The organism is Mycobacterium seoulense, from assembly GCF_010731595.1.
Lineage (GTDB): Bacteria > Actinomycetota > Actinomycetes > Mycobacteriales > Mycobacteriaceae > Mycobacterium > Mycobacterium seoulense.
Genome location: NZ_AP022582.1, coordinates 4,020,019 through 4,045,113, shown reverse-complemented (window position 1 = coordinate 4,045,113; position 25,095 = coordinate 4,020,019). Strand labels below are relative to the sequence as shown.

General features: G+C 64.2%; 27 protein-coding genes and 1 pseudogene. 12 read left to right on the top strand and 16 right to left on the bottom strand.

From position 1 onward, the window contains the following. Positions 1–22: 22 nt before the first annotated feature. From G6N37_RS18765 to G6N37_RS18755, 3 genes are all read right to left on the bottom strand, one after another. The gene (locus tag G6N37_RS18765; protein WP_197745709.1) at positions 23–268 is read right to left on the bottom strand and encodes a helix-turn-helix domain-containing protein; all 246 of its coding nucleotides are present in this window, start codon (positions 266–268) and stop codon (positions 23–25) included. Between the two features lie 167 nt (positions 269–435). Next, the gene (locus G6N37_RS18760; protein WP_232075091.1) at positions 436–627 is read right to left on the bottom strand and encodes a helix-turn-helix domain-containing protein; all 192 of its coding nucleotides are present in this window, start codon (positions 625–627) and stop codon (positions 436–438) included. Beyond that, positions 624–1,466, bottom strand: coding sequence for a helix-turn-helix domain-containing protein (locus G6N37_RS18755; RefSeq protein WP_163682677.1), 843 nt, complete (start codon positions 1,464–1,466; stop codon positions 624–626). Before G6N37_RS18755 ends, G6N37_RS18760 begins: the two co-directional genes overlap by 4 nt. Before the next feature lie 214 nt (positions 1,467–1,680). On the opposite strand from G6N37_RS18755, the gene G6N37_RS26465 reads away from it, so the two are divergent. Beyond that, a complete protein-coding gene (locus G6N37_RS26465; protein WP_308205491.1) occupies positions 1,681–2,289 on the top strand; it encodes a transposase in 609 nt (202 codons plus the stop codon). 675 nt (positions 2,290–2,964) lie between these two features. After that, on the top strand, positions 2,965–3,645 hold the full coding sequence (locus G6N37_RS26330; RefSeq protein WP_232075089.1) for a hypothetical protein: 681 nt from the start codon (positions 2,965–2,967) through the stop codon (positions 3,643–3,645). 147 nt (positions 3,646–3,792) lie between these two features. Here G6N37_RS26330 and G6N37_RS18740 read toward each other — a convergent pair whose 3' ends face one another. Together G6N37_RS18740 and G6N37_RS18735 are read right to left on the bottom strand one after the other, a co-directional pair. Then, the gene (locus G6N37_RS18740) at positions 3,793–4,101 is read right to left on the bottom strand and encodes a type II toxin-antitoxin system PemK/MazF family toxin (RefSeq protein WP_163682673.1); all 309 of its coding nucleotides are present in this window, start codon (positions 4,099–4,101) and stop codon (positions 3,793–3,795) included. Further along, positions 4,088–4,333 carry a ribbon-helix-helix domain-containing protein gene (locus tag G6N37_RS18735; RefSeq protein WP_163685218.1) on the bottom strand — a complete coding sequence of 82 codons (246 nt, stop codon included), beginning with the start codon at positions 4,331–4,333 and terminating at the stop codon, positions 4,088–4,090. Before G6N37_RS18735 ends, G6N37_RS18740 begins: the two co-directional genes overlap by 14 nt. Before the next feature lie 1,518 nt (positions 4,334–5,851). Here G6N37_RS18735 and G6N37_RS18730 point away from each other — a divergent pair. From G6N37_RS18730 to G6N37_RS18720, 3 genes are all read left to right on the top strand, one after another. Next, on the top strand, positions 5,852–6,658 hold the full coding sequence (locus G6N37_RS18730; protein WP_163682671.1) for a GAF and ANTAR domain-containing protein: 807 nt from the start codon (positions 5,852–5,854) through the stop codon (positions 6,656–6,658). A gap of 195 nt (positions 6,659–6,853) precedes the next feature. Next, complete coding sequence (locus tag G6N37_RS18725; RefSeq protein ID WP_163682670.1) at positions 6,854–7,465, top strand: hypothetical protein; 612 nt, start codon at positions 6,854–6,856, stop codon at positions 7,463–7,465. 176 nt (positions 7,466–7,641) lie between these two features. After that, positions 7,642–7,986, top strand: a complete 345-nt coding sequence (locus tag G6N37_RS18720; protein WP_163682668.1) for a hypothetical protein — start codon at positions 7,642–7,644, stop codon at positions 7,984–7,986. 103 nt (positions 7,987–8,089) lie between these two features. On the opposite strand, the pseudogene G6N37_RS18715 reads toward G6N37_RS18720, so the two are convergent. From G6N37_RS18715 to G6N37_RS26325, 3 genes and pseudogenes are all read right to left on the bottom strand, one after another. Next, positions 8,090–8,212: pseudogene (locus tag G6N37_RS18715) on the bottom strand (putative zinc-binding metallopeptidase); the annotation flags it as partial. A gap of 76 nt (positions 8,213–8,288) precedes the next feature. Next, a complete protein-coding gene (locus tag G6N37_RS18710; protein WP_232075087.1) occupies positions 8,289–9,167 on the bottom strand; it encodes an IS630 family transposase in 879 nt (292 codons plus the stop codon). Between the two features lie 100 nt (positions 9,168–9,267). Next, a complete protein-coding gene (locus G6N37_RS26325) occupies positions 9,268–9,447 on the bottom strand; it encodes a hypothetical protein (RefSeq protein WP_232075085.1) in 180 nt (59 codons plus the stop codon). Between the two features lie 406 nt (positions 9,448–9,853). Here G6N37_RS26325 and G6N37_RS18705 point away from each other — a divergent pair, with 406 nt between their 5' ends. From G6N37_RS18705 to G6N37_RS18690, 5 genes are all read left to right on the top strand, one after another. Continuing rightward, positions 9,854–10,438 (top strand): hypothetical protein, encoded by a 585-nt coding sequence (locus G6N37_RS18705; RefSeq protein WP_163682665.1) that lies wholly within the window; start codon positions 9,854–9,856, stop codon positions 10,436–10,438. Further along, positions 10,435–11,235: a hypothetical protein gene (locus G6N37_RS26670; RefSeq protein ID WP_372514699.1), complete on the top strand. Its 801-nt coding sequence runs from the start codon at positions 10,435–10,437 to the stop codon at positions 11,233–11,235. Before G6N37_RS18705 ends, G6N37_RS26670 begins: the two co-directional genes overlap by 4 nt. Positions 11,236–11,238: 3 nt before the next feature. Then, positions 11,239–11,421, top strand: a complete 183-nt coding sequence (locus tag G6N37_RS26665; RefSeq protein ID WP_372514698.1) for an SHOCT domain-containing protein — start codon at positions 11,239–11,241, stop codon at positions 11,419–11,421. A gap of 644 nt (positions 11,422–12,065) precedes the next feature. Next, positions 12,066–12,245: a DUF6131 family protein gene (locus G6N37_RS18695; RefSeq protein ID WP_163682663.1), complete on the top strand. Its 180-nt coding sequence runs from the start codon at positions 12,066–12,068 to the stop codon at positions 12,243–12,245. Positions 12,246–12,473: 228 nt separating this feature from the next. After that, a complete protein-coding gene (locus G6N37_RS18690; RefSeq protein WP_163682661.1) occupies positions 12,474–13,829 on the top strand; it encodes a fatty acid desaturase family protein in 1,356 nt (451 codons plus the stop codon). 65 nt (positions 13,830–13,894) lie between these two features. Here the strand turns inward: G6N37_RS18690 and G6N37_RS18685 are convergent, their stop codons facing one another. From G6N37_RS18685 to G6N37_RS26320, 3 genes are all read right to left on the bottom strand, one after another. Next, on the bottom strand, positions 13,895–16,849 hold the full coding sequence (locus G6N37_RS18685) for an AMP-binding protein (protein ID WP_232075083.1): 2,955 nt from the start codon (positions 16,847–16,849) through the stop codon (positions 13,895–13,897). Positions 16,850–16,963: 114 nt separating this feature from the next. Next, a complete protein-coding gene (locus G6N37_RS18680) occupies positions 16,964–17,308 on the bottom strand; it encodes an STAS domain-containing protein (protein ID WP_163682657.1) in 345 nt (114 codons plus the stop codon). Between the two features lie 540 nt (positions 17,309–17,848). Beyond that, positions 17,849–18,127: a hypothetical protein gene (locus tag G6N37_RS26320; RefSeq protein ID WP_232075081.1), complete on the bottom strand. Its 279-nt coding sequence runs from the start codon at positions 18,125–18,127 to the stop codon at positions 17,849–17,851. Positions 18,128–18,181: 54 nt separating this feature from the next. Here G6N37_RS26320 and G6N37_RS26315 point away from each other — a divergent pair, with 54 nt between their 5' ends. Further along, on the top strand, positions 18,182–18,544 hold the full coding sequence (locus G6N37_RS26315) for an ANTAR domain-containing protein (protein WP_232075079.1): 363 nt from the start codon (positions 18,182–18,184) through the stop codon (positions 18,542–18,544). A gap of 616 nt (positions 18,545–19,160) precedes the next feature. Further along, positions 19,161–19,382, top strand: a complete 222-nt coding sequence (locus tag G6N37_RS18670; protein ID WP_232075077.1) for a hypothetical protein — start codon at positions 19,161–19,163, stop codon at positions 19,380–19,382. Between the two features lie 415 nt (positions 19,383–19,797). Here the strand turns inward: G6N37_RS18670 and G6N37_RS18665 are convergent, their stop codons facing one another. The 5 genes from G6N37_RS18665 to G6N37_RS18645 form a co-directional block, all read right to left on the bottom strand. Further along, on the bottom strand, positions 19,798–20,610 hold the full coding sequence (locus tag G6N37_RS18665; protein ID WP_163682655.1) for a transglutaminase-like domain-containing protein: 813 nt from the start codon (positions 20,608–20,610) through the stop codon (positions 19,798–19,800). A 92-nt stretch (positions 20,611–20,702) separates the two neighbouring features. Beyond that, entirely contained in the window at positions 20,703–21,404 is a 702-nt protein-coding gene (locus G6N37_RS18660; protein ID WP_163682653.1) for an N-formylglutamate amidohydrolase, read from the bottom strand. 12 nt (positions 21,405–21,416) lie between these two features. Continuing rightward, positions 21,417–22,124, bottom strand: a complete 708-nt coding sequence (locus G6N37_RS18655; RefSeq protein ID WP_163682651.1) for a peptidase — start codon at positions 22,122–22,124, stop codon at positions 21,417–21,419. Between the two features lie 675 nt (positions 22,125–22,799). Beyond that, entirely contained in the window at positions 22,800–24,077 is a 1,278-nt protein-coding gene (locus G6N37_RS18650) for a fatty acid desaturase family protein (RefSeq protein WP_163682649.1), read from the bottom strand. Further along, entirely contained in the window at positions 24,077–25,018 is a 942-nt protein-coding gene (locus G6N37_RS18645) for an alpha/beta fold hydrolase (protein WP_163682647.1), read from the bottom strand. The genes G6N37_RS18650 and G6N37_RS18645 overlap by 1 nt, the downstream gene beginning before the upstream one ends. Positions 25,019–25,095 lie beyond the last annotated feature (77 nt).

Genomic DNA, 25,095 nt, shown 5'->3' with positions numbered 1-25,095 from the left:
GACAGAACCGCGTAGATGGTCACTACGCAACCTCTGTGTGGGCTGCGATGAATCGATTGATCTCAGCCGTACTGACTCGCCGTTTGCCACATATCAGCACCCAAGACAGTTCTCGCGAGTCTAACAATCGATAAATCGACGAACGACTGATCCGCAACGCTTCCGCCGCTTCCGGAATCGTCAAAAGCAGGCCGGCTCGGGCCGGTGGGCTTTCGGCCATCGAACTGGTATTTGGGATGTCGCAGTTCGTATCACTTTTGCCCGTCATGGTTTCTCCTTGTCTCACGGTGACTGCTTAGTTTGAATCATCGGATGCGGTGATCCGTTACGCATCGGTCGCGGAAAAGATTTTGTGCCCGGTATCGGTGTGCGACAAAAGATCGTTTTTCGCGTTTGAGTGCGACTTGGTCGAGCCGTTTTGATACGCCGTGTCTTTCACGATGCCACCAGCTCACGGAGGCCCGATGTCACGACGTAGACGCGACCACCGAGTCGGCGCACCGGCAGCTCGCCGGAGGCCACAAGGCGGTACGCTGCGGCACGGCTGATTCCCAGCAGCTGGGCCGCATGGGGGACCGCAAGGAGCAGGGGCAGGTCATTGAACACGTTGTTGTCCAAGGTGTTCACCACCTTTCTATTGGTTGCAGCGATGTGCATCCGGATGGACGGGCCTTGTGGACTTGCGGGCTGGACCGTGGACAAAATTGGGCGACTTCGGTCCCGTCGGGATTTGTGACCGTGATCGTGCGAGACTGCGTGTCCTCGCAGCGACCACACCACGGCACGGTTGTCGGACGTGGGCTGGGTAACGGCGGAAAATCGGCCAGCCGCCGGGCGAGTACCCGGACCGGATCATGTGCCCCGGAAGTGTTTCCAACCAGGTGCCCGGTGAGTTCCGCCGCTGGCCATCCATGCGCCAGTGCTGACTCGACGCCGGGGAGAAGCCTGCGGGCCTCCCGAGTACTCAGCTTCCATGCCTCGGTCACCGCCGCCAAGATCCCAGCGATGGTAGCGCTCGGTTCGGAGGGGGATTCAGTTGATGGGTTCAAGGGGTCCCACTGTGAGACCCCCGGGGGGTGCCGTTGTGACACCGTCCCCGTTTCGTTGCGGGACGGGGCCCGTCTCGGATCGGGACCGGGGGGTCCCAGGTCGGGACGGGGTGGTCCCGGATCGGGACAAGGCGAAACATGTGGTGCAAGTGGGTGATTCAGGTAGTAACGGGTCGAGCGTCGCGCTCCGGAGTCGTGGAATTGCGGACGCCGGCTGATGAACCCACGCGTTTCCAAATCTTTGAGTGCGCGCAAAACAGTACTTCTGCCGGCATTGGATTCGGCCATCAGGGTGCGAATTGACGGGTAGCACGAGTAGTTCTCGTCCGCCTTGTTCGCTAAGAGAATGAGGATGAACTTCGCCGCCGAGGAACCGACATCTGAGTCGGTCGCCCAGGCGAGCGCACTCCAGCTCATCGTGAGCCTGGGGCCGATGATCGCATATACGCGCCAGTCCCGGTGGACTCCTTCCCGCGCCTGGCCCTCATGCTCCGTTCCATACCAAGCACGCTAGAAGGCGTGATTGCGCTGCGCCACAGTCGGTCCCGATATTTTTCCCGGATTTCGGGCGGTTGCGAGCAGGATTACCGTCTTTGACCGAAACGCATTGAATAATTGTGAAAACAGAGCAGTGTTCGGCGGTTGTTCACTCGGCCTGGTGCCCACGGAGTATTCGTCTGGTGTGTCTGGGCCGCAGGGATCGATCACCGAGGTCGGCAGCGCTCACTTGCGCGGGTTGGTAATTGAGTCGGCCTGGCATCACCGGGCGTTCTATAGAAACCTTGGTCCGTCCATGCGGAGCACGCCTCGCGCCCGCGCGCGCCGCTGGCCGCGCCGCCCTTGTCGCCACGATCCACAACGCCCGCACTCGGCCGCGATCCACCTACCCCACCGCAGCCATGGCCGCCGTCCGCGCCACCCGTTGGCCAACGGCCGCCACCGGACGCCAGTGCGACACCACCACCGACCCCCGCTGAAGGCCGCAACAGCTCGATGCACCCCCCGCTTTGGTGCCGTGGTTGCAGCCGGTCCTCCACGCCGCGCCACCGGGGCGCCACCAGCGTTTCCTCGTCCCGTTTTCAACGGCCAATCCACCGATGATGCCGCGCCGCGTTCTCAGCCCTTGGTGTGCCGCTTTGTGCGTTCGCCGGTGCCGCCGGTGAGACTTCTCGGTAGCCTTCCGAAGGTGGAGCAGGCACTGCTGCGGCTGTTGGCGGAGGATGATCCCGTGCCGCTTTGACTGCTGCATTGGCTCGTCACCGGAACCTGGCCGCCGGAGGTCATGCAGCCCTGCTTTGACGTGTCTTTCCCCAAACAAAGCGGCCCGGACGCAGTGCTCACCTAAGACAGACGGCGCACGAGTACAGCAGGCGCGGGCTATTGCACTTGCCGAGCCGGCTGTACTCCTGCGCCGGCAGCGCGTCTGGGTGGGGTCATCACGGGCCGGTGAGGCGTCCTTGCCAGCGCATGGCTGGCTCCGCGATTTATCAGAAAGCCCGTACTGGATCGGCCGCTAAGCCCCTGACTCGGATTGCACGGGTGTGGTGCAGGTGACGGCGAGCGGCTGCACGCTTGGTTGGCCACCGGGTCCAACGACCACCCCCGGCCGGGATTGCAGGTAAACCGTCGACGCCGGGCGCAGCCGCGTCTCCGTGCCGGGGAGCTGGTGTCCTTCAGCCCGCACCCGCCATCGCGACCGCGCAACCTCCCAGCCCCATGCCGGTCCACGGCCCCCTCAACCCTCGCGCCGGTGCCGCACTCTACGTGACCTGTGCGGATCCATCCCTCGCTCCGTCAGTCCACCGACACTTAGGTTCGCCTTACTTCACCGCCTCGCCGCACATCACACCTCTTGCACTAAGGTCACGCATGGGTAACGTTTTGTCCTGACGTAATCGAATGGAAGGGCATTAGCGTGGGCGCTGATCCGGTGGTTTTGGAGGCACGGGCGGACTCGGTGCGAATCTGCCCACGCTGCGGACAGACATTCGACGTGCCCGAAAGGGGGCCGGGCAGGCGACCGGTGTGGTGCTCGCCGCGATGCCGCCGGCAGGCCTCCGCCGAACGCATCGCCGCCCGCAATTCCGGTGCGGCGGTGCGTGTCATCGAGGTACCCCGCGCGCATCGACCCGACCCCGATGCGCGCCTGCCGCTGCCCTCGATGCACACGCTGCAGCGCTTGTTTCTTAGCTCGGACTACCAGTGCCAAACCCTGCTAGAAGACCTGGCGCACCGGTACACCTCGGGCGCAATGGGTGAGCAGCTGCGGGCGGCGGTGCAGCGGTTCGCGGCCGCGATAGCCCTCCAACAAACCCTCACCGAGGATCCCGCCTACCGGCGGGCCCGCGACGACGTCGAGCGGCTGCGTGAGCATCTGCGCCGCAATGTCGAAAATGCCGAGCAGCGCGACCGCGAGTTGGCCCGGTTGCGTCGAGAGGCCGAAAAGCTGTGGAGTCTGCGTGCACGTGTTGCGGAGTTGGAGTCCACCCTGGCAGCCGCCGCCCACCCACTACTCCAGGCCGGCCAGCACGACCAGGTGCCGTTGAGCCGCCAGCAGCGCCGCGCCGCCCAACGCGCCGCCCACAAGACCTACTAACCCGACACGTTGCACCCGGCGCCTGCCCGCGATGTCGGCTACAACACCCCCGGTTTCACGGCTACGCATTCTGACCAACGCCTCACCGCACTTGCTATCTCGCTTGCAGAAAAACGAGGCTGATCAGTTCTTGTCCGGATAGAAGTTTCAGCAGCCGGTGGCTGCTCGAAGTGTCCGACACGCCTGGTGCACCCGTGCCGTAGACAAACGAGTAATCCGGCGTCGCAACGCGGCGCGCGGCAACGTATGAATGTTGTCGAAATTGACGACGCAATCGCTTGGCACGCGGTCCTCGGCGGCGGTCAGTGCCAACTCCGACACCAGTCCCCTACGGGTGCGCGTCAATGCGGCCACGACGACCGCGCCGATCCGGTCGGCAACCGGATCTCGCGTGAGAATGAGCACGGGCCGGTCGCCGCCGGGTGTCGCGGCGAACCACAGTTCACCGCGCCGCATCGGCCCAGTCAGCCCAGTCCTCGGCAGGCCCCCAATCGGCGATCTTGGCGAGGGCCTTCTCATCATCCGTCACGGGCTGCTCGGCATACGCTTGCACGTCTTGATCTGCCGTGAGCTCGGCCAGGTGGCGTCGTAGTGCCTCGCGAAGAAGCTCAGACCGGTCGATATGCAACCGACGCGCCCACTGTTCCACCGCGGCCGCGTCCTCGTCATCGACGCGAAAGCTGAACATTGTCATACAACCATTCTAGACCGTATGACGCGCAGCTGGGCTGACGACGCTTGCCTAGCCAGGCTCATTGGGGTCTCCTGGATCTACTGGCTGCGTTCGGACGGCGCGACCGAGCACTGGCATAGTCACGCCGTCTGCATGTCGAACACGGTCTCCTACGGTTTCGGCCCGACCGCCACGTCCAGAGTCCGCGGGGCGATCAGCCCGGCCCGGTCCAGCGCGTCGCGTATTGCGGACAGCGCCACCGAGTCCGGGGCGTCACCTTCCAGGGCGAAGCCTAATAGCTTGGCTACCAGGGCATCTGCGGCTTAGTCGAGTCGGCGTTTGGCCGCGGCCTTGACCTGCGGGGCCTCGCCATCGTGCAGTCGGCACACGTTGCCACCCCGGGCTGCGTACCCGCGGCACGGCTCGCCGGTGCGGGCGCTCCGTGCGGGTGTATCGGCGTGGGTGATCCAGCGGTGCCCCGCCGCCCGTAGGGGATCCGCGGGTTTACGAAACAATCAGTTTCGTTCGAGTTACTAAGGCGACCCTGGTGCGTCCGCCAGGCTTGCGCCGCCAGGCTTGCCTAGTGCCGCCAGGCCGCCAGGCTCGGCAGTGAGGAGTTTCGATACTGGTATCGAGGATTTGGTCGGCGGCCCAGACGTAGGGGCGTGGGTCGTTGCTTAAGGTCGACCGTCGAGACCCTCTCCATCGCAACGGCGTTCGACCTGCCGTTGACCAATGGTTAAGCAGTGATGCGCAGATGGGGGGACACCAGCGTGAGGGCACCGGGGCCGGAGCGCGGTGCCCAGTGCGCTTCCGCAGGCGGCTCGGGGTTCGCTCAGGTGTGCTCCGTCGTGCTTAGACTCGACGCCGTTCCTACCGCCTCCGTGACCACGATCTGTCGTAACCAGAACCAACGCCGTGGCACCACCCCGGCAGCCACCACAGTAGAATCGCCTCACTGTTGGGCACTTTCAAATAGGCGCTCACCTGAGCACCTGCGATGAGCCCGGTCATCAAGGTCCCAATGGATGTCGGGCGACCCGTTTGCACATCGACCGAAGGAGCCGGAAGCAATGGATGAATCGGGCGTCCGTCAGCTCATTGAGCGCGTCAGTAAAATTGAACGAGACGTGGAGGCGATTGCGCGGCGCGTGAAGCGGCTCGAATACCTTCGCGAAAGCGACCGCCGAGCGATGAACACGACGAGGTGCTAGCTCTGGGCACGCAGGAGGGTCCACCGTGGCCGGCTACCGGGGGTGTTGCCCGTGAGGGGGCGAGGGTAGCAGCGGGCCGGGGTAATTGCCGGTTTCGTTCAACCATTACCCATTCGGTCTCCGCCCAGATGGTCGCGCTCTACAATGATTTGGTCCCGTTGGCGGCGTAGCAGGGTTCGGGCACACGACCGTGTGCTTCTACGCCGCCGCGGCCGGCGTAATATCATCCTGACAACCGTCTCGTGACGGTTGCTCCGCGACTGGGGGCGCCGGGCTTCGGTGTGGATGCCCAGTACCGACAAGAATATTGAGCGCAGGTATGACGGAGTTCATCGAGGATGCTGCCGGCGGCTTACCGTTGGGTTCGCTGAGTGCGCGGCAGGCTAGCGCTGATGTCGCCGACTTGCGGGCCGGGATCGATGACCTGGCGGGCTTGGTAGCGGGCACTCTCGGTTTGCCCAAATTGCTGACTGAGGTGTCGACGTTCGCGGTGCGCGCGATACCGGGCGCCGATGGTGCCGGGGTGACGTTGTTGCGGGTCGACCGGGTGGACAACATGGTGGAGGCGTTGGCGGCCAGCGCTCCGTTTGTCGCCGAGATCGACGAGATTCAGTACGTGACCCTGAAGGAGGGGCCCTGCATTACCGCGGCATTGGAGCGGCGCACGGTGCGGTCTGGGTCGTTGGGTGGGGAGAAGATGTGGCCGCGGTTCGGTCCGCGAGTGGGTCGCTTGGGCGTGCATAGTGCGCTGTCGCTGCCGCTGCTGCTGTCGGATGAGGTGATTGGGGCGATCAATGTCTACGCTCACGGCAAAGACGTCTTCGATGAGCATGCCGCCGAGCTGGGGGAGCTGTTCGCCAAACCCGCTGCGGTGGCGGTGCACAATGCCCAGATCCTCGCGCATGCGTTGGCGCTGACCGCCCAGTTGCAGACGGCGCTGTCGACGCGCCCGGTGATCGATCAGGCGATCGGCCTGATCCGCGGACGCAGCGGGCGCAGCGCCGAGGAGGCGTTCACTCAGCTGCGGGCGATCAGTCAGGCGGAACACCGCAAGTTGGCTGAGGTGGCCCAACGCATCGTCGATGAAGCCGTGGGCCGCGCCCGCGCCCGACGCAACCCGACCTGAGCCCGAACCGCGAGGTCGACCCGCGGCCGAACTTTCGTCGCACGGTGTGACGCGCGTAGGTTGGGGGGTGGGGAAACAGTCAACGGGACGGGTCCTGGTTCGCGTCGCGTGTTCCCCACCGTGCAGGCCGACTCGCCTGTTCGGCACCGGCAGGCTCGATCCGCGTTCGGGAGCGCTCAGCGGAGCAGTCCCGTCATGAAGATCGGTGCGGCCCTGGCCGCGGATTTGGGCATCCTCACCGTCGCGTTGGATGAGCCCGGCGCTGATGTGCTGCACAGTTTGCACCAATTGGGCGTCGACGCCCAAGCGGCGGTGCCCAGCTATCTCGGTCTGAGCGTGAGCGTCGACGGCAGTGATCCGCCGTTCACGTTCACCACCGTTGAGGACGGCGCGGCCGACCATATTCGCACCTCGCTTCGGCTGACGCTGCCCGGTGTCGGTGACTGCCGGGCATCGCCGTCGGTTGCCCTCACGCTCTACGCGGGGACGCCGGGAACATTTGTCGACCTCGCCGCGGACCTGGCGTGGCTAACCGGCCGCCCGCCCAGCGACTTCGCGCTCGATCAGCACCTCAGCGTCCCTGCCGAGTCGGATGCCGGGACATATCTACGAGCGGCGTCGGTCATCAATCAGGCCATCGGGGTCCTTATCGGCCGCGGCTACACGCCGGGGCAAACTCGTTCGGAACTGGACACCCGAGCTGATGGCGCGGGCATCGATCGACTCACCGCCGCCCAGGTCATGCTTGACACGCTGACCGCCGAGGACCCTTCCGAGCCCACCGATCAGGAGCCCGACGTCGGCTGAGTGTGTTAAACACCTTAGATTCGCGTAGCGCGGTGGCTTCCGGTGCCCGAAGCGACTAGCGTCGGCGATGGTTGAGAATCCAACCAGTCCGGGATGAGGTCGGCTGTCCGCCGCTGCCCTCGCTGAGCAGTAGCTCGCGCCGAACACCTCGGTGAGAACCCACGTCGGGAATCACCATGACCGCTCCACCCGTCACCCACTCGCCCACTGTGCCAACCCCACGGGTCTTTACGCTTGGTTCTGCGCTGCGCTGGCTTGGGCATGGCTGCCCTGATCGCCGCTGCTCGCAACCGATCGACGCGTTGCCCGCCTCGATGTGGTTCCGCCGGCACGGACATCCGTATTTTCCGACATACCCGCTGGAAACCCTGCTCGTCGTGGATCTCGCCGAGACCGGTGAACCCCTCGTGCACATCGACCGGCTTATCGACGAGGTCAACCGATGCACGCGCGGCGAAACAATCCGGGTCCACCAGCGACACAACAGCGACAACGGCCACGGCCTGACGCCCGTCAGATGAACCAGACACCATTGGTGTGGCGTCCGGCCGGAGGTCGCTAACAAAATGTCGGCGGGGTTGAAACCGCGGCAGGATTCCGGCGTGGTGAGCTTTTCCTCAGAGTGCCGACCAGGCGGTAGAAGCAGTAGTGCCGGATCTCGTGGCGCAAGTACCCCAGCAAAGTGCGGTACGGCTCGTCCATCGCAATCCGCAGCTGTGTTACGAACTGGGTTGGGGCACTTTGCAGTTGGTCATCTTGGGACTGACGCCCAGGTAACTAAGTGGTCTGGCACGGAATTTCGGTGACGTATTCGTAGGGGCCGTTATGCGGCGGGCGTGAGGGCGGTGTCTTCGTGGGCGGCGATGCGCTCGAGTAGGGCGTTCAGATCGTCTTTGGTGAATTTCCATTCGAACGGTGTCGCGATCTGTTCGTAGTACTGCTGGAAGTCGAGCAGTCGGGCCTCGACCTCGTCGAGGGTGTGGAAGTCGTTGGGTGAGACGACTTTACGTTGCACGACGGAGAAGTAGATCTCCACTTGATTGAGCCAAGACGCGTGCACGGGCAGGTGGATCAGGCGCAGTTTCGGCCAGCGATCCTGGAGCCGGTCGATGTTGGCCTGTCCGCGGTGGGAGGAGCCGTTGTCGACCACCCAGAACACTCGACGCGCGGTGGCGTAGGGCTCGGTGGTCATGACCTGGTCGACCAGCCGGTCGAAGGGGTCGATGCCGGTGGTCTGCTCACAGCGGCCGAACACCTTGGCGCGGTGCACGTCCCAGGCTGCCAGGTAGGCCAGGGAGCCGCCACGGACGTACTCGGCCTCGACGCGCGTTGGCTGGCTCGGCGTCGAGGGCGTGGTGGCGTGCTTGCGGATGCGGGCTTGGATGGAGGTCTTCTCGTCGGCGGAGATGACGTACTCATCGGGCCGCAGCGGTGTGCCGTGGAAGCGGCGGGCGTAGAGGTCGAGCACCCGGGCCGCCTTGGGTCCGAAGTCAGGGTCGCGGGGAAAGATCCAGGAGCGGTGCTGCCAGGGCTTGATCGCATCGGCGCTGAGCCAGCGCCAGATCGTGGTGCCCGAAATCGAGGCAGCGATGCCTTGCTCGACAGCGGCGCGGGCCAGATCGGGGCACTGCCAGCGAGCCAGCGGCTGGGGCTTGTTGGCCTTCGCCGGGAATTCGCAGGCCAGCGCCTTGATGGCGACCACGACGTCAGGGGGAAAAACTCGGGGGCCGTCCTCCCCGAGGCAAATCGGTCAGTCCGGTCAGACGCTGATCGAAGAAGCGTTTGCGCCATTTGGAAACGACTTACCGCGGCGTGTCTAGGCGTGCGGCGATCTCGTCGTTGTCCAGGCCTTCGGCCGCGTAGAGCACGATTCGGGCCCGCACAACTTCCGAATACGGTGACGTATATCGACGTGCTCGGGCTTCGAGTTCTGTCCGCTCGGCTTCGGCCAAGGTGATGCTGTACGGGCTGGTTCGTGGCATGCTGCTCCCTTCGTCAAGGGAACCATCTCACGTAACCGTATAGAAGTGGGGGACCGAATTACGTTACTGTAATTATGCAGTCGACCACTAAGTGGTCCGGCGATCACGGTCAGCGCGATCGTCCCGGCGCCGGCACGGCTTTGGTTGGCGTGGGTGAAAATATCCCCGCTGGCCGGTTTGAATGGTCCTGTAACAGAACTACTTTCGATCTCTGCTCGTATGCAACCAAGCCATATGCCGGCCGCGCGCTCCTGATCGTCCGTCACTTCTGCACGCCATCGGCCAGAGCGATCGATGGGTCATGGGCAAAGACGCCGGTCAACTGCGTGCACACGCGTGAGTAGGCCGCGGAAGTCGCTGCAGATCAGCGAGGTGCTGCTGTATCTGAACAGTCTAAGATCGGCCGATGGTCGGCCGAGTAAGCACCACCGGACGACGGATGGTAGCCGCTGTCGCCCTGACCGTTCTCACCCTCGTCGCCACAGGCTGCGACATCGGGACCATCACGCGTCAGGATCTCGAGGCCAGGATCCAATCACGGGGCGGAGGACTCAACCAACAGCTGGCGCTCGACGCGGCCGGAACCGTCGGGGACCGCGTCGGAACCCGTGATTTCGAGATCACCTCGATGAATATCACGCCGAGCTCGGCGACGGTGACGATGCGAGTCCGCGATCCGCACAACCCGAAGAATCTCGACGACTACACCTATCGAAGCGGCAAACTCGACGATCCGAAGCCCGTCCAACTCAGCGCCACCGACGACATCGAATCCCAAGCGTTCCGTGTCCAGTCGGTGGCGCTGAACAAGTTGAACCGCATGGTCGACATTGCGCTCGAGAGATACGCCACCGAAGGTGGCTACGTCACCAGTGTGAGCATCTCTGGCGTGAAGACACCCAAGATCATCGTGCATCTGAAAAGCCTGCGGTCGACGGCGACTGCGACCTTCGACGCCGACGGTAACTTGCTGAGCTTGGAGCGAGCATGACGGTAAGGGGACGGGTCAATCCCACTGCGGCCATTGCCGTGTCAGCCGCCGGGCTGCTCTTCTGCAGCGTCATGCTCACCGTTCTCCTCGCGGTGGCCGTCTGGCCTGGCGAGGCGAAGCTCGCCGCTCACGTTCTCTGCCCAGCCGACCAACCCGACGCCTATGATGTCGCCGACTCGTACAGCTCCCAGCCCGGCGAGACGACCACCAACGACACCCTTTACTGCCTCGGCGAGCGGGGCCGGTTCACCGATGTGGGGTTCTTAAAGCCGTTCCTCGTGCTGTGGGGCTTGCACACTGTCATCTTGTTCGTCTTGTTCGTCCCTCCGGCACTGATGAAGGCCCGCGCGGCGGCGGCAAAGACGCGCGCGCTCGCGCAGTCCGGGGTGCTCGCGCTCGGCCAGATCGTGGGTATCAGCGAAACGGGCACGACGATCAACGATGCGCCGGTGGTCAAGATCGCTCTGCACATCGAGGGCCCCGGCATCACGCCATTCGACAGCCAGACCAAGGTGCGGGCCACGATGATGCGGCAATCCAACATCACCGCCCGAAAACTCGTGGTGCTTGCCGATCCCGCTACCAACAAGTTTGAGGTTGATTGGCAGCGAAGCGCTTGGGTCAACGGCCTGGTTCCCTTTAAGTACACGGTCAGTGAGGAGAACAGGACCTACGACGTGAGCGGACAGGCCGGCCCGGTGATGGAGATCCTGCAGATTCTCAAATCCAACAACATCCCGCTAACTGATGGTGGGCTCGATCTGCGCTCGAACCCGGCGGTGGCCCAACAGGTCTAGGAAGTGTTCCGGCGAGCCGCCGCAGAGCCCGCCTCCCAGCCTGCACCGGCCGCCCAGCCGCTGTTTGCGCCGCCTGCACCGTCGAGCGCCCAGCGGCTCCAGGAGTTGGAGACATTACGCGCCACCGGCGCGATCTCCGACGCCGAGTACACTGCGAAGCGCCAGCAGATCATCTCCCAAATATGAACGAGAGCGATTATCAAGACGCGTGGACGACCGCCCCGGAATCGCCTGAAAACACCTCATCCACAGGTCTTGACAATATCGCTGCGTGGCTCGCGAGATGCTCACTGAGCGCTCCGCTCGCCCGCTACGGGCGCCCGACGCCGAACGCTTCCGAGTCCTTACCATCTGGCTGCGTACCGACAGTCACCACCGCGCTCGCACCGGCACTCGGCGGTCTACTAGCCGCAGGTCCCCGAGAGGGGTAGCGTTGTAGTTGCTGAGTACTTCAGCCAGTCCGGAGAGAGTTTGGCTGTACGCCGCTGAACTTGATGAGCATCTGCTCGCGCCGCACATTCCAATATCTAAACCGTTGCGGTTGAGACAACATGCAAAGTCCAGTCATTCCCTTGTTACTCGGGAACTCGGATGACCACCAACTCCGCGTTCACCCAACCCGTGCGCGTCGGTTGGTCGACCACTTGACCGGCGACCGGGCGAGAAAAAACCGTGCCGCCGATGATGCCGGGAATACAGGGTGGCGCACCGAAAGATGCCGCCCATCGGCCAGGCACGCTCAAATCGCCTGGGGGCCAAGCTAAATGAATGCCTTCAGCACTGACCCGGGCAACAATCCCAAATATCTACGCAGAAACTAGGTAAACGTCATGATCGTTTTCGGAATCGTCCTTATCGTCCTCGGACTCCTCCTCCCCGTCCTAGTCCCCACCTTCGCCTACGCCCATATTTGCTTGGTCATCGGGGTCATCCTCCTCGTTGTGGGCGTGATACTGATGGTCGCGGGTCGGATGGGACACGCTGTTGGTGGCCGCCGTCACTACTACTGACCGGCCAGAGCTACTCAGCGGCTACCCGGCTTATCGCCGCGGGGCAGTGACCTCGCGCGATGAGTTCGCCATCCAGAAGGAACCGCAGAACGGTTGCGGCTGAAGCCCCCAGCCCAAGCATTCGTCGCATTCAAGCCCTGTAGCGCCCTCGCGCGCCGATAAGGCGTTGTGTCGTGGCTTGTCGCAGCGCTGGCAACCCCGACACAGAAGCCCTGAAGAGAGGAAACGATGGCAATTACTGATATTCCGGCCTTCGCGCACCTGTCCGACGCCGACATCGAGAATCTGGCCGTTGAGCTGGACGCGATCCGGCTGGACATCGAGGATTCCCGTGGCGAGCGAGACGCACGCTACATCCGTCGCACCATCGCCGCGCAACGTGTCCTCGACCTAGCTGGCCGGCTCATGCTGGCCGGTAGCTCGAAACGCCCGGCGTGGTGGGCGGGAACGGTGACCCTCGGTCTGGCCAAGATCATCGAGAACATGGAAATCAGTCACAATGTCATGCACGGCCAGTGGAACTGGATGAACGATCCCGAGATCCACTCCTCGACATGGGAGTGGGACATGGCCGCAGCGGCAAAACACTGGCGCTTCACCCACAACTTCCAGCACCACAAATACACCAACATCCTCGGCATGGATGACGATGTGGGATACACCATCCTGCGAGTCACCCGTGACCAGCCCTGGGAGTTGTATAACGTCGGCAACCTGCTGTACAACACCATCCTCGCGCTGGGATTCGAGTGGGGAATTGGCTTGCAGCCCATAGAGTTCAGCAACTTGTTCAAGGGCGGCTCGGAACGCGAAGCCACCCTCATGTTATTGCGTGAGTTTTCCGCCAAAGTTGGAAGGCAGGTGGTCAAGGACTACATCGCGTTCCCGGCGCTGACATCGCTGTCGCCTGCGGCGACCTACCAATCGACCCTGAAGGCCAACGTGGTGGCCAACGTCATCCGCAACCTCTGGACTTACGCGGTGATCTTCTGCGGGCATTTTCCCGATGGCGCTGAGAAATTCGCGGCGACCGCCGTTATCGCCGAGGCACGCGGTCAGTGGTATCTGCGCCAGTTGCTGGGTAGCGCCAACTTTCACGCTGGGCCGGCATTGCGGTTCATGACCGGCAATCTGTGTCTCCAGATCGAGCATCACCTTTACCCCGATCTGCCCAGCAACCGGCTGCACGAGATCTCGGTGCGGGTCAGACAAATATGCGACAAGTACGATCTCCCCTACACGACGGGTTCGTTCCTGATGCAGTACGGCAAGGCGTGGCGGACCATCGCCAAACTGTCGCTGCCGGACCGCTTCTTGCGCGATACCGCCGACGACGCTCCTGAGACCCGCAGCGAGCGGATGTTCACCGGCCTGGAACCCGGTTTCGCCGGGACCGACCTAACGACAGGGCGCCGCCGCGGGCTCAAGACAGCGATCGCAGCGGTCCGCCAATGGCGTCGCGACCCGCGCATCCGCGAAGACAAAGACGACGCACCCAGATGGGACGACGCACCCAGATGGCGCGTAGCTCCTGATCGACGGTTCGTTGTGGCCGCACCCCAAGATGCGATCGACGGGTCTTGACAATTGCTCCCGAAGGGAGAGCGTCAATCAAGTTGAGACTCTCAACCAGTCCGGGCTGGGTCGGCCTACTCGCTTTTCGCGGTTGCTGGGGCTAGACGTCTTGGCTTGCCGCCGACGGGGGCCGATTGTCGGTAGTGGCCGTCAGTGAAGTTGTGGTACCAGGTCGATTTTCCTGACTTCGGCAGCCCGGCCTTTCGCAGTGTGGTCGACAGTGGGCGGTAGGAGGGCGTGAGCGGTATGCGGTCAACAATATGAACGATGGCGGGACGCTGGTCCCGGGGGAGGCCGCCCAACGCGGTGGTCAGGCTGGCCGCGGTGAGGACGCCGTCTTTGCCAAGCGTCACGGCCGCGACCGCGACGTCGTGCGTGTCGGTGGCAACGGGATAGACCACGGCCAGGTCGATCGCGGTGATGTCGCCGAGGGCGTCGCAAATCGGCTGGCAGAACACCGGTCCGTGCACCGACTGGATCACGGTGTTTCTGTTGTCGACGAACCAGTAGTCGCCGTCGCTGTCGCGGCGAAATAGGTGGTCCGTGGTGATCCACGTGTCTCCGTCTGAGAATACCGAGCGCATCGACACGCGTGCGGCATCGAGTCCGGAGCGCGGCTTGGCTAGCAGCACGCCCACCTCGTCGTCCGCGCAGGGTCGTACGAAACCGTGCTCATCCTCGGTGAACCCGCCCGTCGCGGCGTCGTAGGCGGCGAGCCGAATCTGGGTGCTGCCCGGCAGCGGCCGACCCTTGGCCCCGGTCTTCGTGCCGGCGACATTGGCCAGCACCGCGTCCCCCTCGGTGGAGGCATAGAATTCCAGCACCCGGGCCGGGGCGAATCGGTCGGTGACCTTGTGCCACAGCCCGATTGGCATTCCGGCGCCGATGAACAGGCGGATCGGATGATGTTCGGCAAGCTCGGGCGACGCCGCCTCCACCAGTTCGAGCAGCAAGGCCCAGGTGTAGGTCACCACCGTGACCCCGTAGCGGTGGACCTCGTCGGCGAACCGGGTTGGGTCGACACCCCGGGTCAAGGCGATGCGCGACCCGCTGGCGATCGCGCCGCCGAGGCCGACCATCAGACCCGAGGGATGGTGCAGCGGCGTCAGGCAATAGATCGTGTCACCGCGGCCGAGCGCGGCGGCAGTGGCCGTGCCGTAGGCCGACAGCGCCCACCGATGATTGGTGACCTCCTTGACCACCCGGCGCCCTCCCGTCGTGCTGAAGAACACGAAGGCGAGATCACTTGCCCGGCCCGGGTTCGGCCGATACCACTGCGGCAGCCGCTCATCGGACAGGTCGGGGCGGTCCAAGGCTACGACCGGGTCCGACTCCGTCGGGCCGAGGTCCGCGGCGCGGCCGTGACCGAGGACGAGCACCCTGGCGCCGGTCGCGGCGGCCGCCGCCAGATGGTATGGGTCCGTGACGATGTCGGCCACCTCGCACAGCTGGACGGCGGCGGCGAGGTCGTCGTCCGGGGGTAGCAGTACCGCCACCGCACCGAGCCGCGACAGCGCCCCGATCGCGACCACGGCGCTGGGGCTGGTGTCCATCAACACACCGATGTGGGCTCCCTGCCGGATACCGACGGCGATGAGAACGCGCACCGCGTCATCGATGCGGTGATCAACCGCCGCGTTGGTGTGGACCCGATCCTCGAAGAGGAAGCATTCCTCCTCGGGTGCTCTGTTCGCCTGTTCGGCCATCAAGCTCCCCAACGACACCCGGGTACGGGGCTGCAGCCGCCCGAGGCGGGCGAGGCGGGGCAGGGTACGCATGGCCTCCCCGGCGATCTCCCGGCCGCTGCGCGCCGCCCCCACCGCGACGTCGGCCAACCCCAAGCCGACGCCGATGCCCAGTTCGGCCAGCGCACCCGCCGAGTGACCGATCCGCGAGGACAGCCCGACAGCGCCCTCGATCCCGACGCTGGGGTCGGCGTCCATCGCATGCACGCCGCCGGGCCTGGGCCCTCGGCCGTCTTGCCACAGCACCCATTGACCGACGGTGGGCCAGGTCTGCGTGGCGGCGGTCGATCCGACCACGAGCCCGAAGTGACCTGCCCGCAACAGCACCTCGGACACCTCGGCGCGGGGTGCGGCTCGCCGGATTCCGCGCACGGACGCGGGTTGGCCGATGTCGTCGATTTCGCCGACGAAAGCGAGGACCGGACAGGTGATTTCGGCGAGCGTGATCAACGTGCCATCGATCACGGCGCCGCCGGCCATCATGCGGTTATGGACCACGAACTGTCGTAACAGTTCGGCGACCGCGGGACCCGACCATGCCACCCAGCCCTCCGCCTCGAGGAAGCGGCGTTGCTGTTCCCTGGGCAGCAACGCCTCTCGGTCATGGAGTTGCCGGAGAAAGTTCAATCTCGCCCGGATCGTCTTGATCGGGTCGAGAAGTTGAAACCCGGTACGGGCCATCCATTCGGACACCCAGAGCCGGTTGAACACGTGGTCGGCGATCAGTTGGGCGCCGCGGCCCGCCAGGGCCGCGGGAATTCCGAACGGCAGACCGCTGAGCGAATCGACGGCGGCACCGAATGTGATGACGCTGGCCAGGCCCTCGGAACGTCGGTAGGCCGCGGTTTGATAGCAGAACAAGCCGCCTTGCGAGTAGCCCGCCAAATGCACCTTGCGGCCGGTGTGTGCGTGTACCGAGTCGATTACGCGGCTCAGCGCGACGACATGGTCGCTCAACGTGCGTTCGAGCCCACCGGCTTCCCGGTCCGGTGAGCCGAAGTCCACCACCCACGGGTCCACACCGAGATCATGCAGGACTCCGACCGCGCCCTGGTCTCTGGTGACGTCAAACACGTTGGCCGACATCATCATCGGCGGCACAAGGACTACCGGGAGCCGGGACGGATCGTTCGCGCCGTCTGGGAAGTAGCGTCGTAGCCGGTACATCTCGCACCGCTCCACGATCTGAAACGGCGACGGACGCGATCCGGTCTGGAAGCCGCCGAACCGCAGCACCTCGACACCGTTCTGCACGGTCGCGATCACCCGGTTCGCGGGACCCACTATCAGTTCGCTACCCCATGTCACCGGTACCACACGTCACACCGACACTCCCGCTGATCAGACATTGGCTGGCGTCATGAAACCGCCACTACGCGCACCGCGGTCGGCCATCCGTCAAGTTCCCCGGCTGGTCCGGCTCGGACGCCGATCCTTGAGGCCGGCCAGTGCCGCACTGACGGTATCGGCGGCCGGCAGCATGCCATCCGGGTCGCAGATTTGTAGCACTCGGGATACCGCACTACCAGGTACCAACGCCCACTCTGTTCCAGCGCGAGCACAGCTCACGGAGATCATGTGTAGCGCCGAGAAGCCCGCGGCGCCAAAGAATTTCAGACGGGTCAGATCGAGAATTATTCCGCGACAACGCATCAGGTTGGCAAGTGAATACTCGGTGAGGGTGTCTGCGTTCGTTATGTCGATCTCGCCGCGGGCGCTGACAATGGCCACCGACGACTTCATCCAGTGAGTATCGAATCGCGCTAGTGGACCCTCGTCCGGCTTGGAGGAAGGCGTGAAGTAAATGGCATCACCGGGCAGGGGTGAAGAACGTGACAATGTGTGGGTCATGGTGATCCAATCGTGCGGACGATCACCGGAGTTGTTCGAGCTCGGAGCCACGCTCCTGAGGTTCCGCAGCGTACGGCGAAACCCGTCCCGGACCAGCTGAGATTCTTAGCAGCGACAACACTACACCGGTTAGAGAGTTCCGCACAGTTGTTCGGCCTGTAGGTCCAAGGGCAGCAAGAGCCAGCCAACTTAGGCCGACCGACCAACTTCGCCCTAGGATGGAAGTCATCTCGTGGCGGATGCGCCCTGGGTATAGGGCCGGTCGCCGGAAATGTCGGGCTCCAGCAGGATGATGAAGCAGGTAGCGCAAATGGCGAAGGTCACCGGGGACGTTGATGGGCCGCCGTTGGGGTCGCGGACATCGGAGCAGCTCAGTGGCGATGACGCCGATTTGCGGGCGGGGATCGACAATCTCGCGGGTCTGGTCGCCGGTCATCTGCGCTTGCCTGAGTTGCTGGCCGAGGTGGCGGCGTTCGCGGTGTGCGCGATACCGGGTGCTGATGGTGCTGGGGTGACGTTGCTGAACGTCGACCGGGTGGACAACATGGTCGCGGCGTTGGCGGCCAGCGCTCCCTTTGTCGCCGAGATTGATGAAATCCAGTACGTGACCCTCAATGAGGGGCCCTGCAGCACGGCGGCGCTGGAACGTCGCACGGTGCGCTCCGGGTCGTTGGGCGGGGAGAAGATGTGGCCGCGGTTCGATCCGCGCATGGGCAGGTTGGGGGTCCACAGGCGCTGTCGCTACCGCTGCTGCTGCCGAATCGGGTGGTCGGGGCGATCAACGTATATGCCTACGGCAAAGACGTTTTCGATGAGCACGCCGCCGAATTCGGGGAGCTGTTCGCCAAACCGGCGGCAGTCGCTGTGTACAACGCGCAGATCCTCGCGGACGCGCTTGCTCTCTCTGTCCAGTTGCAGAAGGCGCTGTCCACCCGCCCGGTGATCGATCAAGCGATCGGCCTCATCCGCGGACGCACCGGGCGCAGCGCCGAGGACGCGTTCACCCAGCTGCGGGCGATGAGCCAATCCGAGCACCGCAAGTTGGCTGATGTGGCCCAACGCCTTGTCGACGAAGCAGTGCGCCGCGCCCGCGCCCGCGCTGAGCCGGAAAGCCCAGCCGTACCGTGACAGGTGGGAAACAGTCTACGGTACTCGTCCTGACTCGCGTCTCGGAATCCTCCTCGTGCACAGCGACGGCCCGTGCGCGGCGGCGGCAGACCTGGGTATTTTCACCGCGGCTTTGAATGAGCCCGGCACCGATGTCGCCCACCGATGCCAGGCCTCAATAGTTTCGCTACCGTGCCGCTACCCGAACTCCTTGCAGCCCTGAGCCACTGAGACCCAAGACATTTCAGAGGGTGTGCAATACAACGCTGTAGGTCAACGGTGTTGACAGTCCTGCCTCCAATGGTGTTCAATGGAGATCTACCGGAAACCAGCCATCGCCGGAGTTAATCTGGAAGTTGCCGATGGGGTGAACGTGTTTTCCGTCTGTTCCCGGGAAATCGGATTCGACCACCGCACAACGACGACACTGCCTGGAGAAACCCCGAGTGCCTGCTTGCCGTGCAAGTCGAAGGAGAACGACCACTATGAGATCTGACAACGAACAACGAGATGCTTTCGGCGAGAACGTGCTTCACGTCGGTGCGGGTTTCAAGCAAAAGGAGCGCCCGCACGTGCTGGAGACCTTGTCTACGCTCGGTCGCACCTGCTGGGACGATGGGATCCGCGGGACATTGATGTGGAAATCTCGTTGCAGGACCGCGGCGGCACGGAGCAGCGCGTCACTTTGCGCACGAGCCTGCCCGGCCGTCCGCCGCTAGTAGCGGTCGCCGAGAATCCGGACATCACCCGCGCTATCTGCGAAGCAAAGCGCGAGCTGATCCGGCAACTTGAACACCAGAAGTCGGCGCGCGACCCCATGAGCAGGCGCCGGCGTGGCAGCGCGACGATCCGCCATTAGGGTCACCTCCACGCCGTCCCGATTCCTAAGGCACACAAAAACAAGTAGCTCGCTTCTGCTGGCAGACAGAGAGACGGTCCGTACGCACACCATCGAAGCGCGAGTTGCCGGTAACCATGCCGTCATGGGCAGATCGACGCAAGCAGGTACCGACAGGCCGTACTTGACCGTCCACGAAGTAATCCGTGCGGGCATACCCCGCGCCGCGGAACGCAAGGATAGGGCTGCGGCACAGTCGACGTGGGATTCCGAAGGCTCGACGTGGGATTCCGAAGGCGGGGCAAACAGTTCCGTGCGCGGCCTCTGGTGCTGAGGATGCACATAGAGACCGCGCACTGCCACCCGTAAGACGGATGAATGGTCGCGGGCCCGCACGTCATTCGCCGTTTAGCACGGTACGACTGGAGGGCGTGACTCAACCGGTGCGTACTTCGTCGGTCCATACCCTGAAGCTCGTCAATGTGGCGGGACCGAACGTGTTGCTCAGCGCGACGTCGGCGGCGTCACGGCCACGCGCGATCAACACCCTGCCGATGCGCGGGGTGTTGTTGCGCGCATCGAAGGTATGCCATTGCCCGCCGAGAAACACCTCAAACCAGGCAGCGAAATCCATCGGATCATCCACCGGCGGCACACCGATGTCGCCGAGGTACCCGGTGCAGTAGCGCGCCGGGATGTTCATGCAGCGACAGAAGGCAACGGCAAGATGCGTGAAATCACGGCAGACGCCGGTCCGGTCGTAATAGGCTTCCAACGCCGTCCGTGTCATGCGCGCGTGCTCATAGCCGAACGTGATATGTCGATGAACGTAGTCGCAGATTGCCTGAACGCGGCCCCATCCCGGGGGCGCGTGCTCAAAGAGATTCCACGCCGTCTCTGACAACCGATCGGTTTCGCAATACCGGCTGCCGAGCAGGAAGACAAGGGTGTCTTCGGGCAGGTCCGACACGGGAATCTGCTGTGCCTGAGGAACAATGGCGTCGGGGAGTCCAGTGTCGTTGACGAGCGCATCGGCCGATACGCGCGTGCGGCCTTGCGGCGCAATAATGCGGGTGCACCAGTTGCCGAAGCCGTCACGATAGGCGGCCATCGGCACCGGCGGGTCGAACACCAGCTCGTCACGGCCGACCAGATCGGACACGCGGGTGAAGTGGACGTTGAGGTTCAAGATCATCGGGGTGGGCTGCGGGCAGTCGTAGATCATTTCGAAGCCGACGTGAATCTGCATTATTTCTCTCCGGTATCCAGCAGGTGAGGACGGTCACGACCGCCGTCGTTGGTGGAAAGTCCTCGCGTGTGTCCCATGGTGCGGGGCGTGAATCATGAGGCCGCACATGCCGTGCGTAACGAATCGATCAGCATGCGCCGCAACGCCGTCCAGCGTCGGCCCGCGGCCAAAACGATGCCCTGGTTGACTTCCAGTTCTATTCCTACGTAATCGCTCTGCGCGAAGCGCAGCCGCAAGTGCGAGGTCAACCCGTCTCCCTTGCCGGCATACGGGTAATTGCGGCGTACGCGAAGTTCCGGAGCGGATGCCGCGAGCGATTCCTTCCAGCGGGCGCACACCTCCGCCTCACCGCGCCGACCAGGGTGGTAGAGCAAACCCACATCGGTGCCGCGCACCCTGCCATCCAGCTCCCCGGTAAAGCTGTGCGACGAAATGTGGATCACGCTATGCCCGCGCGCTACCGCTTGCCCGACGAGACGCTCGACCTGCCTTCGATAGGGCCGGTAATGCTCGTCGACGATCTGCGCCCGGGTCTGGGCCGGCGCGCCGCGGGTCACCGCCGAAAAAAGTTGTGGGTGGCCGATCGAGCGGTTCAGATCGACAAGCAGACGGCTGACAGTCGAAGCCACAAGGGGCGCCGCGAAGGCACTGGCGAGTGCCTTCGCCATGACCAGCGACCCGGGATCGTAGCCACGGTGGGAATCCAGCAGCGCCCGTTGCCCCCGAAACAGCCGCCGATAAGGCGCGGGTACGCGGTTGCCGCCGTGTTCACAAGTGATGATGAAGGTATCCACGGTGACAACCCGTCACCACTGCAGCTCGGGCAAATGGCGAAACACCTGCCGCACACCTTCGCCCCATTCGTCGCTGAGCGCGGTGAAATAGGGGTCGCCCTCATCGAATCGCCGCCGCAACTGCACTTCGAGGCTGTCCCGTTCGTAGCAGATCAGGTCGATCGGCATGCCCACCGACAAATTGCTGCGCATGGTCGAATCGAAAGACACCAGCACACACTTCGTGGCGTCTGCAAGGGGTGTGTGTTGCGTAAGTACGCGGTCGAGGATCGGCTTTCCGTACTTGGTTTCACCGGTCTGTAAGAAGGGCGTGTCGGTCCCCGCTTCGATGAAATTGCCTTCGGCATAGGTCCGGAACAGCCGTATCGGCTCGCCGACGATCTGCCCACCGACGATGAACGAGGCATTGAACCGGATGTTGTTCTCTTCCAGATACCCGGCGTCGCGTTTCTCGATATCGCGCGTCGCGTCAGAGACCAGCCTCACGACGTCGAACATCGTCCGGGCACCCAAGACATTGGTGGCCGCCTCGCCGTCAGCACAACGCTGCGTCAACACGCTGATGACCGCCTGAGTTCCGGCCAGCATTCCCGAACTCAGCAGAACGACAACGCGGTTGCCGCGACGCTCGAATACCGTCATCTTGCAGAACTTGGCGAAATTATCCACCCCGGCATTCGTACGAGAGTCCGAGGCGAAAATCATGCCCTTGTCGAGCATTACGCCGATACAGTAAGTCACGCGATGAGCCTTCTGTGCAATCGACGCCCCGTTCACGATGCCGCATGGATTTGGCTGGAGACGGACGCGTAGGTGAGTGATTCGCAAATCCGGATTTGAGTCTGCCGGGTGCGAGCGGGAGTCTCACTGGGGTGCCCGGCGGCGAGCGAGTGCTCTGCGAGGCAGCGGCGGACGGCTGGCCTAATCCCGGACCGGTTGACGGTTCCAACCTCGCTGACGTTACACCGGGTGGCTGGCGAGTGCCGTGCGGAGCACTTAGTGGATGTCGAACTGATCAGCGCCGCCAGGGGTGAGTCGCGTCAGGATGATTGCAACGGTCAGTCGGTCCGTTCCACCGTGGGTGGCTGCCTGGGGGTGTCGAGTTCCCGGTGGGCTTGCTGGGGGTGTAGCCGCAGCCGACGAGGACGACCCCGCGGAAGGACTCCGCCGCTGCCCACCGCGTGCCTCCAACCCGCCGAACGGTGTAAACAGTTCTGCGCCGGTGGCTCCACGCCCCGCAGGACGCTTCCACCCCGCGTTCCGCACGAACGGGACTCGGCAGTCCGAGTGAATGAAGCCCCGGCAGAGGCAGCGGCTAGATCACGGCATCTGAGAAGTCACGAATCATGTTGCGGAGCGTAGACGGCGTCGGCGGCAATGATCCTGTCCGAGGACTCAGCGTCGGTGGCGGTCATTGAGGAGTCGCGACAACTCGGCAGCGCGCTGACGTGCGTCGTTGGTCGAGCCGGTCCTTGCCGCTGCGGATCGCGGTGGCAGTCCGCGTCGACGTGCGGTGGGGTTGGCTCCTACACGGGGTCGTGTCATGAGGCTGCCGAATCTGTTTTCGGAGGCGGTTTCGGGGGCGTCGTCGGAGGTGGCGCGCGGGAACCGTTCCGGCATGGCCAATTTGATGATCGTGCGCAGGACGAGTAGGTACTGGCAGGCCAGTGGGCCGGTGGTGTAGGGCAGGTCGTATTTGGCGCAGACCTCCTGCACCCGCCTCGCGATTTGCGGGTAGCGGTTACTGGGCAGGTCGGGGTAGAGGTGGTGTTCGATCTGGTAGCAGAGGTTTCCGCTCATGAACGCCATCACCGGCCCGGCACGAAAGTTGGCGCTTCCCAGCATTTGCCGCAGATACCACTGCGGCTTGGTCTCACCCTCTAGGGTCTCGGGGACGAATTTCTCGGCTCCGTCGGCGAAGTGGCCGCAGCAGATTACCGCGTACGCCCATAGGTTTCGCAGCAGGTTGGCGACCGCGTTTGCGTATAGGACGCGCCGCCAGCGCCGCCCGCCGAGCGCGGGCAAGAGCAGGTAGTCTTTGCCTGCCTGGCGGGCGATTTTGCGGAGCAGCGCTCGGGTGTGAGCGGATTTTTCGGCCTCGGTCCGCGCGCGCTGATGTTCGGAGTGCAGACCGTGTAGTGCGATACCCCATTCAAAAGTGACCGACAACAACAGATGTCGCAGCGGCTGCAGCAGATTGCTGGGCTTCCACTGTTGGTCACGGGTGACCCGCAGGACGCCGTACCCGAGGTCGTCGTCGACGCCGACGACGTTGGTGAACACGTGATGGCGGTAGTTGTGAGAGTACCGCCATTGCGAGGACAGCCCCGCCATGTCCCACTCCCAGGTGGTGGAGTGGATTTCGGGGTCGTTCATCCAATCCCATTGACCGTGGCCGATGTTGTGACCCAATTCCATGTTCTCGATGCTCTTGGCCGCGGCCAACGCGAGCGTCCCCAGCACCCACCCCGTCCTGCTGCGGCTAGCACCGATCATCACGCGTGCGGCCAGGTCCAGCCAACGTTGAATAGCGATGCTGCGCTGGATATACGTCCTGTCGGCCGCACCGCGGGAATCCTCGACGTCGCGACGAATCGTGTCCAACTCGACGGCGAGTGCCTCAAGGTCCGCGCCGCTCAGATGCGCGTATTCGGCGACGTCTGCGATAGCCATCAGTGCCTGACCAGATGATCGGACGAGGATGCGCGCCCGGGCAACGAGCCGGCCGCAGCACGGCGGGTCTCAACCGGGTCGGCGCAGGTCAGGAGTTGCACAAAGTGGTCCTCTCTGTAGCGGAACGGCTTGGTCGCGGCCAGGAAGGTCTGCAGCGCAGAAAGCACCTGTGTTGGGGCGGTTTCGTGCGGGTAGTGCCCCGCCTCGGCGATCTCCACGGTCACCGCGTGGGGGACACGTTGGGCGAGGGCGTGGTGGTGCTGTGGGGGGATGGTTTTGTCGTTGGCACCCCAGGCAACCAGCAGCGGGACCTCGCTGAGTAGGCCCAGTTGGCGGCCGGCGCTGACCGTCTGCCCGCGCCAGTCGATGACGGTGCGCGCCGTGCGCAGGAACGCTCGTCGTTGGTGGTCGTCGCTCAACCCGCGCAGCACGTCGGCGAGCACGCGGGCGTCGGAGTGTCCGATCAGCGCCGGCAGCACGCCGAACAGTCGATGGGTCAGGGTCGCCGGGATCGCGCTGAGCCCGGCGACGACCGCGTCAGCACCGGGCAAGGTGGCCGCCCGCAGCAGGGGGGTGACTTCGGCACCCAGACCGCCGCTGCTGATCAGGACGACGCGCTCGGTGCGCTCGGGGAACTGATAGGCGCTCTGCAACGCGACACCACCCCCGAGGCTGTGACCGACAATGCTCGCCCGGGGATAGCCCAGCGTGAGCAGCAGATCACGCATCGCGCAGGCATGCGCCCCTAGTGAATAGTCCCCGGCCGGCGGGTCCGACAGGCCATGGCCGGGAAGATCGGGCGCGATCACCGTGTGGGTGCGCGCCAAGCCGGGGATCAGGGGCCCCCAAGTGCGGCGCGTGCCGCCCAGACCATGGATTAGCAGCACTGCCGGCCCGGATCCGGCCTTCGTGTAGGAGATCGCGCCACCGGTCAGGGGCATCCGATCTTCCACCACCGATGTCGCCGACGGTTCCCGGGCGGCAACCCCCGCTGCCGTGTGCTGAGTGTGCTGGGTGA

What these genes read in the sequence shown, in the direction of transcription:
- G6N37_RS18765 (WP_197745709.1), bottom strand. Translation starts at nt 268, where the DNA reads ATGACGGGCAAAAGTGATACGAACTGCGACATCCCAAATACCAGTTCG.
- G6N37_RS18755 (WP_163682677.1), bottom strand. Translation starts at nt 1,466, where the DNA reads ATGAGCTGGAGTGCGCTCGCCTGGGCGACCGACTCAGATGTCGGTTCC.
- G6N37_RS18740 (WP_163682673.1), bottom strand. Translation starts at nt 4,101, where the DNA reads ATGCGGCGCGGTGAACTGTGGTTCGCCGCGACACCCGGCGGCGACCGG.
- G6N37_RS18735 (WP_163685218.1), bottom strand. Translation starts at nt 4,333, where the DNA reads ATGTTCAGCTTTCGCGTCGATGACGAGGACGCGGCCGCGGTGGAACAG.
- G6N37_RS18730 (WP_163682671.1), top strand. Translation starts at nt 5,852, where the DNA reads ATGACGGAGTTCATCGAGGATGCTGCCGGCGGCTTACCGTTGGGTTCG.
- G6N37_RS18725 (WP_163682670.1), top strand. Translation starts at nt 6,854, where the DNA reads ATGAAGATCGGTGCGGCCCTGGCCGCGGATTTGGGCATCCTCACCGTC.
- G6N37_RS18720 (WP_163682668.1), top strand. Translation starts at nt 7,642, where the DNA reads ATGACCGCTCCACCCGTCACCCACTCGCCCACTGTGCCAACCCCACGG.
- G6N37_RS26325 (WP_232075085.1), bottom strand. Translation starts at nt 9,447, where the DNA reads ATGCCACGAACCAGCCCGTACAGCATCACCTTGGCCGAAGCCGAGCGG.
- G6N37_RS18705 (WP_163682665.1), top strand. Translation starts at nt 9,854, where the DNA reads ATGGTCGGCCGAGTAAGCACCACCGGACGACGGATGGTAGCCGCTGTC.
- G6N37_RS26670 (WP_372514699.1), top strand. Translation starts at nt 10,435, where the DNA reads ATGACGGTAAGGGGACGGGTCAATCCCACTGCGGCCATTGCCGTGTCA.
- G6N37_RS18695 (WP_163682663.1), top strand. Translation starts at nt 12,066, where the DNA reads ATGATCGTTTTCGGAATCGTCCTTATCGTCCTCGGACTCCTCCTCCCC.
- G6N37_RS18690 (WP_163682661.1), top strand. Translation starts at nt 12,474, where the DNA reads ATGGCAATTACTGATATTCCGGCCTTCGCGCACCTGTCCGACGCCGAC.
- G6N37_RS18680 (WP_163682657.1), bottom strand. Translation starts at nt 17,308, where the DNA reads ATGAAGTCGTCGGTGGCCATTGTCAGCGCCCGCGGCGAGATCGACATA.
- G6N37_RS26320 (WP_232075081.1), bottom strand. Translation starts at nt 18,127, where the DNA reads ATGCGCGGATCGAACCGCGGCCACATCTTCTCCCCGCCCAACGACCCG.
- G6N37_RS18665 (WP_163682655.1), bottom strand. Translation starts at nt 20,610, where the DNA reads ATGCAGATTCACGTCGGCTTCGAAATGATCTACGACTGCCCGCAGCCC.
- G6N37_RS18655 (WP_163682651.1), bottom strand. Translation starts at nt 22,124, where the DNA reads ATGCTCGACAAGGGCATGATTTTCGCCTCGGACTCTCGTACGAATGCC.
- G6N37_RS18650 (WP_163682649.1), bottom strand. Translation starts at nt 24,077, where the DNA reads ATGGCTATCGCAGACGTCGCCGAATACGCGCATCTGAGCGGCGCGGAC.
- G6N37_RS18645 (WP_163682647.1), bottom strand. Translation starts at nt 25,018, where the DNA reads ATGCCCCTGACCGGTGGCGCGATCTCCTACACGAAGGCCGGATCCGGG.